The 17,228-nt window shown below is 41.0% G+C and carries 17 protein-coding genes; 1 reads left to right on the forward strand and 16 read right to left on the reverse strand.

Annotation, left to right across the window (positions count from 1 at the left end):
- Nucleotides 1–47 precede the first annotated feature (47 nt).
- The 16 genes from TASI_RS07435 to rpsJ all read right to left on the reverse strand — a co-directional run bounded on the left by TASI_RS07435 (nucleotide 48) and on the right by rpsJ (nucleotide 14,937).
- Nucleotides 48–4,925, reverse strand: a complete 4,878-nt coding sequence (locus TASI_RS07435) for an ESPR-type extended signal peptide-containing protein (protein WP_014112151.1) — start codon at nucleotides 4,923–4,925, stop codon at nucleotides 48–50.
- Between the two features lie 389 nt (nucleotides 4,926–5,314).
- Nucleotides 5,315–5,629 (reverse strand): 30S ribosomal protein S17, encoded by a 315-nt coding sequence (rpsQ, locus tag TASI_RS07440; protein ID WP_014112152.1) that lies wholly within the window; start codon nucleotides 5,627–5,629, stop codon nucleotides 5,315–5,317.
- A 2-nt stretch (nucleotides 5,630–5,631) separates the two neighbouring features.
- A complete protein-coding gene (gene rpmC, locus TASI_RS07445) occupies nucleotides 5,632–5,823 on the reverse strand; it encodes a 50S ribosomal protein L29 (protein WP_014112153.1) in 192 nt (63 codons plus the stop codon).
- A gap of 9 nt (nucleotides 5,824–5,832) precedes the next feature.
- Nucleotides 5,833–6,246: a 50S ribosomal protein L16 gene (gene rplP / locus TASI_RS07450; protein WP_013521741.1), complete on the reverse strand. Its 414-nt coding sequence runs from the start codon at nucleotides 6,244–6,246 to the stop codon at nucleotides 5,833–5,835.
- A gap of 3 nt (nucleotides 6,247–6,249) precedes the next feature.
- Nucleotides 6,250–7,095, reverse strand: a complete 846-nt coding sequence (gene rpsC / locus TASI_RS07455) for a 30S ribosomal protein S3 (RefSeq protein WP_014112154.1) — start codon at nucleotides 7,093–7,095, stop codon at nucleotides 6,250–6,252.
- Nucleotides 7,095–7,433, reverse strand: a complete 339-nt coding sequence (gene rplV, locus TASI_RS07460) for a 50S ribosomal protein L22 (RefSeq protein WP_014112155.1) — start codon at nucleotides 7,431–7,433, stop codon at nucleotides 7,095–7,097. Before rplV ends, rpsC begins: the two co-directional genes overlap by 1 nt.
- A 3-nt stretch (nucleotides 7,434–7,436) precedes the next feature.
- Nucleotides 7,437–7,712 (reverse strand): 30S ribosomal protein S19, encoded by a 276-nt coding sequence (gene rpsS, locus TASI_RS07465; RefSeq protein WP_014112156.1) that lies wholly within the window; start codon nucleotides 7,710–7,712, stop codon nucleotides 7,437–7,439.
- Between the two features lie 14 nt (nucleotides 7,713–7,726).
- On the reverse strand, nucleotides 7,727–8,554 hold the full coding sequence (rplB, locus tag TASI_RS07470; protein WP_014112157.1) for a 50S ribosomal protein L2: 828 nt from the start codon (nucleotides 8,552–8,554) through the stop codon (nucleotides 7,727–7,729).
- A gap of 1 nt (nucleotide 8,555) precedes the next feature.
- Entirely contained in the window at nucleotides 8,556–8,885 is a 330-nt protein-coding gene (rplW, locus tag TASI_RS07475; protein WP_014112158.1) for a 50S ribosomal protein L23, read from the reverse strand.
- Entirely contained in the window at nucleotides 8,882–9,502 is a 621-nt protein-coding gene (rplD, locus tag TASI_RS07480; RefSeq protein ID WP_014112159.1) for a 50S ribosomal protein L4, read from the reverse strand. The genes rplW and rplD overlap by 4 nt, the downstream gene beginning before the upstream one ends.
- Complete coding sequence (gene rplC, locus TASI_RS07485; RefSeq protein ID WP_014112160.1) at nucleotides 9,502–10,203, reverse strand: 50S ribosomal protein L3; 702 nt, start codon at nucleotides 10,201–10,203, stop codon at nucleotides 9,502–9,504. Before rplC ends, rplD begins: the two co-directional genes overlap by 1 nt.
- A gap of 110 nt (nucleotides 10,204–10,313) precedes the next feature.
- Nucleotides 10,314–11,867 carry a DNA recombination protein RmuC gene (locus tag TASI_RS07490; RefSeq protein WP_014112161.1) on the reverse strand — a complete coding sequence of 518 codons (1,554 nt, stop codon included), beginning with the start codon at nucleotides 11,865–11,867 and terminating at the stop codon, nucleotides 10,314–10,316.
- 6 nt (nucleotides 11,868–11,873) lie between these two features.
- Nucleotides 11,874–12,659, reverse strand: a complete 786-nt coding sequence (locus TASI_RS07495; RefSeq protein WP_014112162.1) for a MetQ/NlpA family ABC transporter substrate-binding protein — start codon at nucleotides 12,657–12,659, stop codon at nucleotides 11,874–11,876.
- A gap of 11 nt (nucleotides 12,660–12,670) precedes the next feature.
- Nucleotides 12,671–13,330: a methionine ABC transporter permease gene (locus TASI_RS07500; protein WP_014112163.1), complete on the reverse strand. Its 660-nt coding sequence runs from the start codon at nucleotides 13,328–13,330 to the stop codon at nucleotides 12,671–12,673.
- Nucleotides 13,327–14,433 carry a methionine ABC transporter ATP-binding protein gene (locus tag TASI_RS07505; protein ID WP_014112164.1) on the reverse strand — a complete coding sequence of 369 codons (1,107 nt, stop codon included), beginning with the start codon at nucleotides 14,431–14,433 and terminating at the stop codon, nucleotides 13,327–13,329. Before TASI_RS07505 ends, TASI_RS07500 begins: the two co-directional genes overlap by 4 nt.
- Nucleotides 14,434–14,625: 192 nt before the next feature.
- The gene (gene rpsJ / locus TASI_RS07510) at nucleotides 14,626–14,937 is read right to left on the reverse strand and encodes a 30S ribosomal protein S10 (protein WP_013521757.1); all 312 of its coding nucleotides are present in this window, start codon (nucleotides 14,935–14,937) and stop codon (nucleotides 14,626–14,628) included.
- Nucleotides 14,938–15,156: 219 nt separating this feature from the next.
- Between rpsJ and TASI_RS07515 the strand changes: the two genes are divergently transcribed.
- Nucleotides 15,157–16,992: an ABC transporter ATP-binding protein gene (locus tag TASI_RS07515; RefSeq protein WP_014112165.1), complete on the forward strand. Its 1,836-nt coding sequence runs from the start codon at nucleotides 15,157–15,159 to the stop codon at nucleotides 16,990–16,992.
- Nucleotides 16,993–17,228 lie beyond the last annotated feature (236 nt).

Genomic DNA, 17,228 nt, shown 5'->3' on the forward strand with positions numbered 1-17,228 from the left:
TATTTCGGGGGTATTTTGAGTGGGGACGGATTGTTTGTAACTACATGTTACTCCCAAGCATATCCTGCTCCGATGGAAGCTCCTAGGTTACCTCGACCATTTCCTGACACATTGCCTTTTAAGATCCATTTGCCACTCTTCGTCACCGTAGATAAACCAATAGCAAATGCGGTATGTCCCTCATAAGTACTGCCTGAGACGCCCATTACGCTTTGGCCAGGCTTATATGCTTGAGGAAGAGTACCTACAGCCATGGCTGAGGCTGTGCCAGCATTCGCATCTTGATAACGTTTTTCAATCTCTCCTCTTAATTGATTGCTCGCTTTTGTAAGCTGGCTTACGTTTACGGCATCCGTAGGTTTTACGCCTGCAGCGACATTTGATATAACACGGCCACCTGCATCGATTCCGTCTTTAGTTACGCTTGGGCCGTCTTTGATGTGAAGGCCTGTTGCGTTAAGTGAGACGGCTGTGTCAGATGAAGATATATCGACGCCATTGCCATCGATTTTTGTGGTGGTCGCAGGCTTACCGTCAGCAGCTTCTGATGAGAATTCTGCTGAAGAGAGGCCTTTCAGATCTTTGGATATGCGTACAGCAAGAGCATCTCCTTCGACCATAACACCAATATTCGCTTCTTTCGAAACCTTATTCGCATCAGTCTGACCACCCGTGATTTTCAGTGTGCTGTTTAGTTTTTTGTTTATTTTTTGATCGCCATCACCTTGGACCGCCAGCCCATCGTTCAGAGTGGCAATGCTCTCGCCCTCTCCATCCTTGCCTGTATTTACCGTCAAGCGACGTTTAGCATCGGTCGAGCCGAGGGCTGCTTCGCCTTCTTCTTTTAATGCAAGCTTAGTGGGTTTCGCATCTTGCTGATCTGCTTTAGGTGTGAATGCGATACCGTCTGCTTCGAGAGTAGTTTTATTCTTATCATCTTTCGATTTAGCCGTCACAGAAGTAAGCTCGAGCTCATTTTTCATAGCTACTGTGACGGTTGTTTTGACTGAATCTGCGTCCTTTTTGACAGTGGTTTGAATATTGCGGCCACCATCAAATTTAGAAGGGTCTTCATTGCTATTGGTCAAAGCACCCACTATATCGAGATCTTTCACGCCTTCAACAGGGTTAGCACTGCCTTCCTCAGCAGGTTTGTTTGCACCTACTTTAATATCTGTAGTTTCGCCAGGATTTGGGGTTGTTCCAGTGTACGAAATTTTAATTATGGTTTTTCCATTTACCTGCGTCACTTTTGTGGTGATATTCCCTTCGCCCTCAAAATTAAGCTCTGAGTTTAACTCTGCCTTATGATTTCCTGAATTACCCGATATTTCGTATCCATCTGTTTTTTTAGCAAGATTTTTAGAGTCTATATCAGGAATTTCATTACTTAGTGCCTCTGCAACCTTATAAAGTTGAGAGCCATTGATAGCATCTGTACTTGTCGCACTAATTTCCCCTGCAGCTACGTTAACAATTTGTCTCGGTCCTACCTTATAGTCTGGATGACCGTTAGCAATAATTTCATCCAATTTGGTTACATCAAGAGATGCCAAATCTGGTGGCAATGCTACTGGCTCAAATATTCCGTCTTTTGACAAATAATCCTTAGCCATTTCATCAGTTACTTCTTTAATAACATAATCTGGATCTTTCTGTTTTTTGATTTGTTCAACTTCGGCAAGTTCAGTTTTAGTATCAGTAAGTAATTCTGAGTAGGCCTTATTTTTAGCTAGATGATTTTGAATAATATCCTTTTGAATAATCGCTCTTCTTACTTTTTCGCTAATAGTATCAGTACTTACATCTGAACCGACGGAAACCACACCATATTTTGAATCACCTACCCCAGCAAAACCTTGCACGCTTAATGTTCCAATTTTTGCTGAACTTACGGCTTTAGCTTCCTTACTTGATGATTTATTACCTAAAATTACACTGTTAGCATGATTTACTTCTATTGCTCGCCCCAAAACAAAAGTTCTATTTGCGTTTTCTCCAATAGAAATATCATGGCCAAATGCACCTGAAGAATGAGATTTGACGGCGTTGTCATTGCCAACAGCATAAGAACTTGGCGCTGATACATTATTAAATGCACCAAATGAACCTGCGTATCTGCCTGATACTTTATTTGCATCTCCTAAGGAGAAGCTTTGAGCATAAAATGATTTATTACCTCTTCCCAAAGCGAGAGAACTTTCTCCGAATGCATTTGCGGTGTCACCATATGCGGATGAATACAAACCAGACGCTATTGTATTAAATCCAGCTGCGGCCGCTCTTTCATATGAGGCAATGGATTCTGAACCTATAGCAACCGAATGTAAACCTAAAGCATTATTATTTCTACCAAAGGCTGATGCATTTTCTCCTATAACAATATTACCATAACCAACTGCAGTACCATAATCACCAAATTTTCCTTCAAACTGCTCCTTCGTTGGATTGTGATAACCCACATAATTATGGGAACCTACCGCAGTGGAATATTTTCCAGAAGATTTATTAGAAGACCCAAAGGCTACACTTTTTGTTTTAAATGTAAAGTTGCGTTGACCAACAGATACACTATCTTCTCCTAGAGCCATATTCAAATAGCCTGATGCTACAGAGTAGTCGCCAAAAGCCCAGTTGTAATTACCCAAAGCAACCATATTTTTACCTAGGGAATCATATTTATTTGTTTTCTGCTTCTCTATTTTTGCTATGGCTTGAAGATTACTATAATCTAACCCAAAATAACCGAATGCACTTTCCCTATCAGTTATTTCGTTATCTTTTATTTTTTGACCTTGAGGTAATTTATTCTTTTTAAACCATAATTCCCTTTCAAATTTCTTAGCTTTATTCCCATCACCAACAGAGGCTGAGAAAGAAAATATCTGTTCATCTTCAAGTAGAGCACCAGCATAGTTATTAGATCCTATAGCCATTGAATAATACCCTACAGCACTCGATTTTTCACCCAATGAATGTGAACCAGTTCCATAAGCTACCGAAAACTTACCAAGAGCAACGGAGCTGTGGTTTGCAAAAGCAGAATCTCCAATAGCAGTTGCCCAGTGATTTGGAGCCATTGATTTATAACCAATAGAAATTACGCGACTGGCTACTTTAAAAGGATTTTCATCTGGGATACCTGTTGCAGGGGCAGCATAGTTCTCGTAACCAATAACGACATTTCCTGAACCTTGTACAACATTATAAGAACCCATACCAATTGAGTAAGTGCCATTCACAAGATTTGCAACACCAATAGCTACACCCATTTCATACGGATTTTTCCCTTTACCTTTTAAAAGAACATTCTGTAATCCGAGCACAGAGGAGTGTAAACCCTCAGAAGTATTGTAAGCACCAAAGACAGATGAGTTCTCCCCCATGGATTTGTTGCCTCTACCTACAACCTGGGAAGAATCTCCTAAGACCAAATTTGCTCTACCCAAAGCAACAGAATCATAATTTCTAACTAGATTGTAAAGACCAATTGAAATAGAATGATTACCCAAAATAATATTACTGGATCCGAAAGCTAGTGAATTACCAGCTTGAGAATTAACGTTGCTTGTTTGGTCATAAGTCTCAGGTTGAATTTTAATTTCATTACCATCCACAGTAAGGTTTTTTAGTTTATTTTTAAATGTTTCTGCAGTAATTAATCCATGTTTATGAGTTTCGCCGTTCAAACTGGGAGGTAATGAATAATCAGGTGGTACATTTGAATAACCGTCGAACTCAGAGAGAATATCCTTTATTTCATTTTCAAAAATTGGATTCAAACTCATGATAAAGTTATCTGTACCTACGAGCATACTGTTAGATGAACCGCTTGATAGGTTACTTCTACCGATAGCTATAGCTGAATCAGGAGCAATGTTGTTATATCCATGGATTACTGAAAAACCTAGTCTATTAAAGTTCTTATACCCAATAACAGTAGAACCAATATACATAGATTTATTATTAGTACCAACTACAACTGAATCAATTCCATCTATGTAATTACTTATACCTATACCTATACTGCCAGTTTTTTTGGCATAGTTTGTAATACTGCCGCTTTGTAATAAGTTAAATATATTTCCAGAACCAATTGAAACTGAACCTATGCCTTGTACTACATTACTTGTACCTATCGAAACAACATTTGGATGAGAATTAATGTTATCTGTACCTATTCCAATTGAACTATCACCACTAACAATATTTTTATCACCTATGCCTACTGTAGATATACCATAGACAGTATTCTTATAACCTGAAGCTATAGCTTTCCATCCAATTACTTCATTGTCTGTACCCATTGAGATTAAGTCAGAACCCATAGCTACAGAACTTTCTCCAAATACTATTGAACGACCTATTGTGAATTTAGAATAATCATAATTTTTTTCATTGGTTAGCTGCAATGTATTTAAAGCCAGATCCTTTGAAGGTCCATTCACATACATTTGAGTATGCCCTTTAACATTAGTTTTTTGACGGGCTCTTTTTGAATTCCATGCTTCATCACTATAGCCAATTTGGGACTTAATACCCGTGAGAATTGAATTATTATTAAAAACTTTGTTGTCTAAACCTTGAACATAAACTTTTTCTATTGCACTACCTGAGTTCGAGTTTAGAACTTTATTTTTATTTCCTAATACTACTGAATCCACAGGTTCAGTTACAGTATTTTCATCGCCAATAATAAGTGACTCAGTAGGATCAGTGATTGTGTTACTTGCCTGCGTTATATAATTGCCGTTAGCATCTAAGTTTTGTGAGTTGGCTACCCCCCCCCACATGAAAAGCGGAGATATTGCCAATGCACAAGCCAAGAGAGATTTAGATTTTTTTCCATTTGATTTAGCACATTCTGATACAGCAACCCATGCACCAAGGACCTCACTGTAGATAGATTTGAACACTTTATTCATATACAACCCCACTTAATTACAAAATAAAGCATAAGTATATGAAACAAAACGTAAGAAATTTGTAAATTTTGTACTTAAAATCAAAATCTAATTAACTAATTTAATTATTTGTATCTATAACACTACAAATAAATGACTAATGTACTAATCTATATATACAAATACCCCCGATATTTCGGGGGTATTTTGAGTGGGGACGGATTGTTTGTAACTACATGTTACTCCCAAGCATATCCTGCTCCGATGGAAGCTCCTAGGTTAGTATCTACTTGTTACGAGCTTTCCTAGAGAGTATACAAAAATCGTTGCTAAATTTGCGCCTTGTATAGACATAAAAAACCCCAAACTCTTACGAATTTGGGGCTTATTAAAAGCAAAAAGAATAGAAATTAAATTACGCGTGCCGCTTCAACTAATTTCACTACTCTCCACGATTTATGTTTAGAGATAGGGCGACCTTCAGCAATCTCTACTGTATCTCCCTCGTTATACTCATTATTTTCGTCGTGGGCTTTATATTTATTAGTACGGATAATGATCTTACCGTAAAGTGGATGTTTAATGCGGCGTTCAACTTGAACAACCACAGTTTTATCCATTTTATTACTAACAACTTTACCTACTAGGGTACGTTGAAGTTTTTTAGGTGTATCTACTGAAGAAGCATCAGTAGACTGACCTTGAGTTTGGTTTTGTTCTGTCATGTCTATTTACCTGCCTTTTCAGTTAATAATGTACGAACACGTGCAATATCACGACGCACTTTACCGATTTGGCTTGTGTTTGTTAATTGCTGAGTCGCACGTTGCATACGTAGGCTGAATTGTGCCTTAAGAAGCTCATCAAGCTCTTTTTGTAATTCAGCTACATCTTTCGAACGTAGTTCACTTGCTTTCATGAGTACTCCTTAAGATAAATGACGAGTAACGAATGTAGTCGAGATTGGCAATTTAGCCGCAGCTAAACGGAATGCCTCTCTAGCTAGCTCTTCGCTTACGCCATCCATTTCATACAGAACTTTACCTGGTTGGATTTCAGCTACCCAATACTCTGGGTTACCTTTACCGTTACCCATACGAACCTCTGCTGGTTTTTGTGAGATTGGTTTATCTGGGAAAATACGAATCCAAATACGTCCACCACGTTTAATGTGACGAGTCATAGCACGACGAGCCGCCTCGATTTGACGAGCAGTAAGGCGACCACGACCAGTTGCTTTAAGACCAAAATCACCGAAGTTTACGTTTGTGCCGCGTGTAGCAAGGCCAGTGTTACGGCCTTTTTGCTCTTTACGATATTTTCTACGAGCTGGTGATAACATTTATTATTCTCCTTTAGCTTCTGCTTGAGGCTCAGCTTTTTTAGCTGCAGCTTGAGAGCCTTCACCTTGAGCTTGTGCTTGTGAGTTTTCTGCTTGGGCACCAGACGCTTTACGAGCTCGACCACGACCGCTAGGGCGACGTTGATCTTGACGCTCACCGCGAGGACGACGTGTACGTCTTTCTTCATCGCGAGAAACTGTCTCTACAGGAGCTTCACCGTTAGGTAGAAGATCACCTTTGTAGACCCAAACTTTAATACCAAGTAAACCATAAGTAGTTAATGCTTCAGAAGTAGCATAATCTACCATCGCACGTAGAGTATGTAGAGGCACACGACCTTCACGATACCATTCAGTACGTGCAATTTCGATACCATTTAAACGGCCAGAAGCTGCAACTTTGATACCTTGTGCACCCGCACGCATAGCATTTTGAATAGCGCGTTTCATAGCTCTACGGAACATGATACGTTTTTCAAGTTGCTGAGCGATTGAGTCAGCGATTAATTGAGCATCAACCTCAGGTTTACGAATCTCTTCAATATTGATATGAACAGGAACGCCCATAATTCTTTGTAAATCAGATTTGAGTGCATCGATATCATCTCCGCCTTTTCCGATAATTACACCTGGACGAGCTGTAAATACAGTGATGCGTGCGTTTTTCTCTGGACGCTCAATAAGAACACGACCTACTGAAGCTTGCTTAAGTTTACGTTTAAGATATTCGCGAACACGAAGATCTTGTGCAAGCATAGTGCCGAAGTCTTTATCTTCTGCGTACCAACGAGAGTTCCAATTACGAGTAACCGCAAGGCGGAAACCGGTTGGGTGTACTTTTTGACCCATTATTGCTCCTTACTGCCAACTTTAACCACGATATGGCAAGTTTGCTTTTCAATGCGGTTGCCGCGACCTTTAGCGCGTGCGGAGAAACGCTTCATCGATTGTGCTTTATCGACGTAAATCGTAGTAACACGAAGTTCGTCAATATCTGCACCATTATTGTGCTCGGCATTTGCGATAGCAGATTCAAGTGCTTTCTTAACGATGCCAGCTGCTTTTTTCTGAGTGAAGTTTAAGATATGCAAAGCTTGATCAACTTTTTTGCCGCGGATTAAATCTGCAACAAGTCTAGTTTTTTGAGCTGATATGTGTACTCCACGTACTATTGCTGTAACTTCCATGGCTTACCTCTTAGCTTTTTTATCTGCTGCGTGACCTTTAAAGGTACGAGTGTGCGAGAATTCACCAAGTTTATGACCAACCATGTTCTCGTTAATATAAACAGGAACATGCTGACGACCATTGTGAACTGCAATCGTTAGACCGATAAAGTCTGGCAATATAGTTGAACGACGAGACCAAGTTTTAATTGGCTTTTTATCTTTAGTTTCGATAGCTACTTCAACCTTCTTAATAAGGTGAGCATCTACGAAAGGTCCTTTTTTAGTTGAACGTGACATTTAATACTCCCTTATTACTTACGCTTACGACGCGAAACAATCATGTTATCGGTACGCTTATTACTACGAGTTTTGTAGCCTTTAGCTGGTGTACCCCATGGGCTCACTGGTTCACGAGCTTCACCTGTACGACCTTCACCACCACCATGTGGGTGATCAACAGGGTTCATCGCAACACCGCGAACTGTAGGGCGTATACCGCGCCAACGCATAGCACCCGCTTTACCGATTTGACGAAGGCTGTGCTCACCATTACCGATTTCGCCGATAGTTGCACGACAATCGATATGAATCAAACGAACTTCACCAGAGCGAAGACGTAATTGAGCATAAACACCTTCACGTGCCATAAGAACCGCTTGTGCACCTGCTGAGCGAGCAATCTGTGCTCCTTTACCTGGTTGAAGTTCAATAGCATGAACAGTTGTACCAACAGGTATATTGCGAATCAACATAGTGTTTCCGACACGGATTGGAGTCTCTTTACCTGACTCGATTTTATCGCCCACTTTAAGGCCATTAGGAGCTAGGATATAGCGACGTTCACCGTCTGCATAACAAACTAAAGCGATATGAGCCGTACGATTTGGATCGTATTCGATACGTTCAACTTTAGCTGGAATGCCATCTTTATTTCTACGGAAGTCGATTACACGATAGTGAGCTTTATGACCACCACCTCTATGACGTACCGTGATATGCCCGTTATTATTACGACCTGAGCTGCGTTTTTTAGGCTCAAGAAGAGGAGCATAAGGAGCACCTTTATGTAAGTCAGGAGACACGACTTTAATCATGCCACGGCGACCAGCCGATGTAGGTTTAATCTTAACTAGTGCCATCTTAGTTTACCTCCGCGAAGTCAAATTCTTGACCTTTTTTGAGTGATACATAGGCAATGCGGTTATCGCGACGACGACCCATAAAACGACCAGTGCGTTTAAGTTTACCTTTGCGATTTAGTACAGATACTGAATCAACTTCAACTTTAAACAATAACTCAACCGCATCTTTAATCTCAGATTTAGTAGCATCAGAAGCTACGCGAAGAGCGATTTGAGGTTTAGCTCCAGATTCAGCAATAAAAGTAGCCTTCTCTGTAATTACAGGAGCAAGAATTACTTGCATTAGACGTTGCTGATAAGCTTGTGGTTTTGTATTTGTAGTACTCATGCAAACATCTCCTCTAACTGAGCAATTGCAGCTTTAGTAATCAATACTTTTTTGTAGTGAACTAAAGATAGAGGATCTGCATAACGAGGCTCTACAACAGCAACATGCGGAAGGTTACGAGTAGCAAGATATGTATTCTCGTCTAGGGAATCTGTAATAACTAGTACTGAATCAAGTCCCATATCTTTCAATCTAGTAGCAGCTTGCTTAGTTTTAGGAGAATCAAATGTAAATGAATCTACTACAGCAATGCGATCTTCGCGAGCTAATTGAGAGAATATAGAACGAATACCTACACGGTACATTTTCTTGTTAATTTTTTGAGAAAAATTCTCTTCAGGAGAATTTGGGAATGTGCGACCACCTCCACGCCACAAAGGAGAAGAAGTCATACCAGCACGAGCACGGCCAGTACCTTTTTGGCGCCATGGCTTTTTAGTAGTGTGCTTAACTTCTGAACGATCCTTTTGTGCACGATTTCCGCCGCGTGCATTAGCTTGATATGCAACGACGATTTGGTGGATTAGTGCTTCATTAAATTCGCGACCGAAAATAGCATCAGAAGCGGAAATAGTTTCGCTTGACTGGCCTTGATCATTGATTAGCTTAAGATCCATTATTTAGCTCCTTTTGCTACCATTTTGATTGCAGGCATAACTACGATATCGGAATTTTTATGGCCAGGAACAGCGCCTTTAACTAGTAAAAGGCCACGCTCCGCATCCACGCGAACGATATCTAAATTCTGAACAGTGCGAGTCACATCACCCATATGGCCAGACATGCGTTTACCTGGGAAGATACGACCAGGGTCTTGAGCTTGGCCAATAGAACCAGGCACTCTGTGAGAACGAGAGTTACCGTGTGATGCGCGCTGAGCACCAAAATTATGGCGCTTGATAGTACCAGCAAAACCTTTACCGATTGTGGTACCTTGAACATCCACCTTTTGTCCAACAGCAAAAACGCTATCGACGGCCACAACAGAGCCAGCAGTAAATTCTGCAGCTTTTGCGGGATCAAGACGGAATTCTTTTAGGATTGAGCCAGCCTCAACGCCAGCTTTTGCATAGTGGCCAGTCTGTGCTTTATTTACGCGTGAAGCACGACGAGTCCCATATGCTACTTGAACTGCGGCATATCCATCAGTCTCAACATTTTTAACTTGAGTCACGCGGTTGTTCGATACATCAAGCACAGTTACAGGGATAGATTCACCCTCATCTGTGAAGATACGCATCATGCCAACCTTACGACCCAATAAGCCAAGACGATGAGCAGCCTTAGTCGCTACATCTTTCGACACATTGTTAGTCATTTTTTTCTCCAAAGCCCCTAACTACGATTGGTTAAGGGATATATATAAGTACCCAATTTTTTGGGTAATTCATTATTTTACACACTTTTAAAGATTTTTCAATCCTAAAGTTATGATTTTGTTGTTAATTTTGAATTTTCGTGGTCAGATCCGAGCGAAATTTCTAGTCTGCGAATTTCTGGGCCCGTATCAATAGTCTTTAATTGTGGCAATGCCTTCGCATTCTTCGTTGATAGGTTCTTAAATTTCTCAACCTTATTGTAGAGACCCTGTTGGCCGATAAGACTCGTAACACCGTTGTTATAGCCTGTGATGGCGGACGAGAGGGCATTGCCAACTTTATGGAAATGTTCACAAAACACCGCAAGCTGATTGTATATATCAAAAGCTTTTTTAACAATTTCCTGAGCCTGCTCATCGCTTTGAACAAGCTTCCATATATTTGCAACCGTCTTCAAAGTTGGCAATAAAGTCGACTGCGACACCAGTACAACACCCTTGTTATAAGCCTCTACAAATAACTTAGGATTTTGTTGCAGAACAAGTGTGTATGCAGCTTCTATAGGCATAAACATAAACACAAATCCGATAGAGTTGCCCTTAATATTCAGATTTGCGTAATCCTTTTGCGAAAGAGATTTTATATGCTCAGAGACGGCCCGCACATGGGCATCGATATGCGATTGCGTCTGCTGCGGATCTTCGCTTGTAACTGCCTCTTGATAAGAGTTAAGCGACACCTTGCTATCTATAACGATGTAACGCTCATCAGGAAGATGCACTAGAAAATCAGGTATCGCTTTAGAACCTTCATCGTTAGTCGCTCTCTGCTGCGTCTCATACTGCAAGCCACGCTCAAGACCTGCATTTTGCAAAAGTGTCTCAAGCTGAATTTCACCCCAGTTGCCTAATAGTTTTTTATTCCCTTTTAAAGCCGCCGCTAAATTGCTCGCTTCCGTACTCATCTGAATACCAAGACTTTTGACTGTCTCAATTTGTGTTTTTAGGCTAGCAAATTCAGCCGTATTTTGAGTTTGCACATCGTTTACGCGCTTTTGAAACGCTTCAATCTGCTCTCTAAATGGTGTCAATAACGACCCTATTGATTTCTCGCTTTTCTCAGAAAAACTTTTCGATTTTTCATCTAGATAGCGATTTGATAAATTTTCAAATTCTGTTGCAAGCTGTTTACGCGACTCCGTAAACTGCTCCTTTAAGGACTGCAAATGCTCATTCGCCTGTGCCTTCTCTTTTGCTAGATTCTCTTTTAAATTTTGGGACTCAAGTTTCGATGCAAGCACTTGCTTCTCTAGATCATTTGCACGTGTGAGTTGCTCTTCGTGAGCTTGTTGAATGTGATCTCTCTGAGCTTTGAAATCAGTAGCTTGAGCCTCAAGCATCTCGTATTTAGATTTCACCCCAGCCAGAGCTTCTGCCAACTCATCTCGTTGAATATTCAGATCATCGACCTGGGTTTTAAAATTCTGCAAATCTTGTGCACTCTCTTCAGCCTTATGCTCAAGAACAGCCATCCGTGTGGCTTTCGATGCATTACGCACCATAAAGAACACAAAAAGAATAAAAAACAAAACTGCCCCAATCGCTAGGTATAAAGCGAATGGAGCAAGATTTGATGATATATTTTGTAGTGTTAATGAATCCATTGCACCTTAGAACGCAGGGACAACAGCTCCTTTATATTTGTCGTTAATGAACTTCTTAACGTCTTCTGTTTGAAGAGCCTTAACTAGAGCCGTAACTTCAGGTTTATCTTTATTATCTGGACGCGCAGCAACTATATTTGCATATGGCGATTCAGAACCTTCCAAGTATACCGCATCTTCTACTGGATTAAGACCAGCTTCCAAAGCATAATTTGCATTGATTACAGCTAAATCAACATCCGCTAGCACACGTGGCAATGTTGCCGCTTCTATCTCCTTAAACTTAAGTCCACCATCATTCTTAACAATATCACGTGTTGTTGAAAGAATGTTTTTCGGATCCTTCAGTTCAATCAAGCCATTTGCTTGAAGAAGAAGTAATGCACGTGCACCGTTAGTCGGATCGTTTGGAATTGCAACTAAAGCACCTTTCTTAAGTGTTTCCCCTTTTTTAATTTTCTTAGAGAAAGCACCGAGAGGTTCTACGTGAACATTGCCAACTGGAACAAGGTCAGATTTATGCTCTTTATTAAAGGAATCTAGATATGGCTTGTGCTGGAAAAAGTTCACATCAATTGCCTTATCGATTACTTGCTGATTTGGTTGCACATAGTCAGTGAACACTTTAATTTCTAAATCCACGCCTTCCTTAGCTAAGGCAGGTTTAACAAATTCAAGCAACTCTGCATGAGGAACAGCAGTCGCAGCTACAGAAAGTTTCTCCGCATTAGCCGCACCAATAGAGGCGATCGCGAATACACTAGCAGTTAAAAATTTCTTAATTGATTTCATATAAATCTCCATTATTTTCTACTTAATTTTTGTACAAAGTGATCGCCCAACATTTGAACACCTTGAACTAATAACACTAAAATCACTACAGTTACTATCATCACATCCATTTGGTATCGCTGATACCCAAAGCGTATGGCAATGTCCCCGAGTCCGCCCCCACCAATCACTCCAGACATGGCAGAATATCCAATCAATGAAATTGCTGTTACTGTAATCGCCGCAAGAATCCCTGTCCATGACTCGGGTAAGAGCGACATTCGTACGGTCTGCATTGTGGTTGCACCCATCGATTTCGCAGCTTCACTAATGCCAGGGTCAAGCTCACGAAGTGCATTCTCCACTAGTCTCGCAAAAAACGGCACCGCACACACTACAAGCGGAACTACTGCCCCCGCTACTCCCAAAGCACTGCCTACAATTAGACGCGTAAACGGAATAAGCACGACAAGCAAAATAATAAACGGCACAGACCTAAATATATTTACAATCAAGGAAAGCACTTGATATACAGGTTTATTTTCAAGAAGCTGTTTTTCAGAGCTTAGGAACAAATACACCCCTAGCGGCAATCCGAAGATTATTGTAAATAAAAGCGACCAGCCCGTCATAAGCAATGTGTCGATGGTTGCTTCAAGAATCATGTCCCAATCTATTTCTGACCAATTCATTGTTTTAAGACCTCCACATCAACATTGCGTTGTTCGAAAAATTGTTTTAGTTGTGTAATTGAGTTTTGCGATAGGCCGTGAGAGACCTCATTTAACGCAGCTTGCGACTCACCTTCGTTATTTTGCGGGTTTTGGGGTGTTTGGGGTGTTTGAGGCCTAGCTTGCCCTTCAGACACAGTAATCACCATCTGACCGAACGGTGTATCTTTAATAAAACCTACAGACCCTTGTAAGATACTGAACTCTAGATTTAGTTGCGACACTAGATGGCTCAACAACGGCTCTACCGCAGTCTTTCCATGATATGTTAAGCGAATAACTGTATCATGTATATCAGAATCAAACTGCTGCCAGCTTTCATTATCCACACCACTCTCAGAAAGCAACGCCTTTGTAGTCTCATGTTGCGGGTGCAAAAATACATTTACTACATCACCCTGCTCCACAATCAAGCCCTTATCGATAACTGCGACTTCATCGCACAAATTTCGCACCACATCCATGCTATGCGTAATAAGAACAATCGTAATGTCAAGCTCTTTATTAATTTTGTTAAGCAAAGCAAGAATCGATTTCGTTGTTTCAGGATCTAGTGCACTTGTCGCCTCATCGCAGAGCAAAATTTCTGGTTGCGTAGCCAATGCTCTCGCAATCCCTACGCGCTGCTTCTGCCCGCCCGACAACTGTGATGGATACTTGTGCACATGCTCTTCAAGCCCTACTAGCTTAAGCAAGTGGTTCGCCCTTTCTATAGCCTGTGATTTCGGGGTGTTCGCTATTTTGAGCGGATAAAGCACATTATTTAGTACGGTCTGCGATGACAGCAGATTAAAGTGCTGAAACACCATACCAATGTTTTGACGAAGTTTTCTGAGTTCGCTATCTGAAGCTTCTGTATAGTCCTTACCTTGGATCAATACACGACCCTCGGTCGGCTTCTCGAGCAGATTAATCATGCGTATAAGAGTACTTTTTCCCGCACCCGAGCGCCCAATAATTCCGAAAACCTGTCCACGATTGATAATAAGATCAATCCCCTGCAAAGCATGGAGCACTTTCTCTTTCGTGTGAAATGATTTTTTTATTCCTTTTAGTTCAATCACTTTTCGATGACCTTTATTTTTATGTATGCGCTTATATTAATGGATTGTACTTAATAAAAAACCTTATGATTATAACTATTTGTTATAAAAACAAAACGAGTGCTTTGTGGGCACTCGTTTTGTTTTAATTTGAGGGTGGCAATATTATCGTGACTATCATTTAGCTCACATACCGCCAATTAATACAGCTTCTTATTGAAGTGCAATCTCCACATTAACGCCTGCAGGAAGATCTAGACGCATCAATGCATCAACTGTTTTATCTGTCGGATCAACAATATCCATAAGTCTTTGGTGTGTGCGGATTTCGAACTGGTCACGCGAAGTTTTGTTTACGTGAGGTGAACGAAGCACGTCATAACGTTTGATGCGAGTTGGAAGTGGTACAGGACCGTGAACTACTGCACCTGTGCGTTTCGCTGTATCAACAATTTCAGCTGCAGATTGGTCGATAAGTTTATAGTCAAAAGCTTTTAAGCGAATGCGTATTTTTTGATTTTTCATTTATTGTTTTTACCTTTAAAGAACGTTAAAAAAGAACTAAATTAAAAAAGAACATAAAGCCAATTATTTTATTTCAATTTCTTATGTATGTAAAGAAAAATATGTTTTATTTTTAAAGATTTATAGGGAGCGAGGGGCATTGCCACCATAACATTATGTATCAATGTGTACACAAAAATTTTTATTAGAAATACAATTATGGAAATTGTAGGAGTGTGCATGAAAAAAATTTTCCAATGGTTCGAGAGCCTCATAAATCCATATCCTCCCGAGGAGCCTATTCTTCCTAAGAACGGCTTATTAGCCTTTATCTGGTCAAATACTAGAGGCATGCGATGGGCTCTACTCATTCTTTTGATTTTTTCTGTGATTATAAGTGTGCTCGAGGCTATGATGTTTCAGTTTACGGGTCTGATTGTCGATTGGATGAGCCATATTCCAGTTGGTCAATTGTGGGAGCAAAAATCAACTGAAATTATATGGATGCTGGTTGCCATGCTTATTTTTGGAGTGGTCACTGTAAGTGCTGAATTGCTCGAGGATCAGACATTTGCGGGAGCATTTCCAATGCGGCTGCGTTGGAATTTTCATAGAATCATGCTAGGTAAAAGCTACTCTTTTTATCAAAATGAATTTGCGGGTCGCATATCAGCAAAGGTTTTACAAACTGCCCTAGCAGTGCGAGAAACTGTGCTCGAATCGATAAACATTATTGTCTATGCTTTGGTTTTAGGTGTTTCCGCAATAGTACTGTTATCGCAATTTAATGCACTACTTATATTGCCATTTATTGTGTGGTTTGCACTATATTTTTTGGCAGGCTATTACTTTATTCCGAAGCTAGCGAAATACTCTCGGTTGCAAGCTGATGCTCGAAGCATGATGACTGGACGTATAACAGATGCATACGCAAATATACAGACGGTGAAATTATTTTCTCATACATCTCATGAAGCGGGGTATGCTCAGGAAGCAATGGATGAATTTTTAGTGACTGTGCATAATCAGATGCGGGTTATTACTTTAATGCGCATGTGCATTAACTGGCTGTTTATAGCACTTCTGATTTCTACTTTTAGCTTAAGTTTTTGGTTATGGTCTGAGGCGGCATTAACAATAGGTGGGCTGGCAGCGGCTTCAGCTTTTGTTTTTCGCTTATACGGTTTGTCTCACTGGATTATGTTTTCATTTGCACGATTCTTAGAGAATGTGGGCACTGCACATGATGGAATGAGAACATTAAGCACACCTGTAACTGTGCAAGATCGTGCGGGGGCTGGTGATTTAGTGGCGAATCGCGGAGAGATTGAGTTTGTAAATGTGGATTTCTCGTTTGACCAAGATAAGCCATTGTTTGAAGATTTTGATCTTCATATTCGGTCGGGCGAAAAAGTAGGGCTCGTGGGGAGAAGCGGTGCTGGAAAATCAACTTTGACGAATTTGCTATTGCGATTTTTCGATATACAAGATGGATCGATTTTGATTGACGGGCAAGATATCCGCGATGTTACGCAACATAGTCTTAGGTCGCAAATCGGATTGGTTACGCAAGACACATCGCTGTTGCATCGCTCTGTTCGCGAAAATGTTATGTATGGACGCGATACGGCTGGTGAGGAAGAGGTTTTGGCGGCAATCGAAAAAGCGTCGGCGAGCGAGTTCATTGCCAACTTGCGTGATATGAAGGGGCGCGAGGGGCTGGAGGCATTCGTCGGAGAGCGAGGCGTGAAGCTGTCGGGCGGGCAGAGGCAGCGCATTGCCATCGCGCGGGTGCTGTTGAAGGACGCACCGATTCTGATTCTAGATGAGGCGACTAGCGCTCTTGACTCTGAGGTGGAGGCGGCGATTCAGGAGAATCTGACACGCCTGATGGAGGGCAAAACTGTGATTGCAATTGCACACAGGCTATCGACGATTGCGGCGATGGATCGGCTGATTGTGATGGATGCTGGTCGGATTGTGGAGGAAGGGACGCATCAGGAGCTGCTGGAGCGAGGCGGAATTTACGCGAATTTGTGGAATCGCCAGAGGGGCGGATTTTTGGATTTGGATTAGCGTTGGGGTTTGTGGCTCGGGTGATTCAGGGTCAAGAATTTCTAAAAAAATTATTGTTCTGAATTATGAGGGTTGTGGCTCGGGTGGGCAAGCAATTAATTTCTAATGGCACAACTCTTGTCCTCACAACTTAATTTGCAAATAATTTAAAAGCCTGCGGTACAGTTAATCCATAAATAACAAAATAAAAAAGGGCCTCAAACGAGACCCTAATTTAGTAATGAGCAGTTGCGAGT

It is taken from the genome of Taylorella asinigenitalis MCE3 (assembly GCF_000226625.1).
In the GTDB taxonomy this organism is placed as follows: Bacteria; Pseudomonadota; Gammaproteobacteria; order Burkholderiales; family Burkholderiaceae_B; genus Taylorella; species Taylorella asinigenitalis.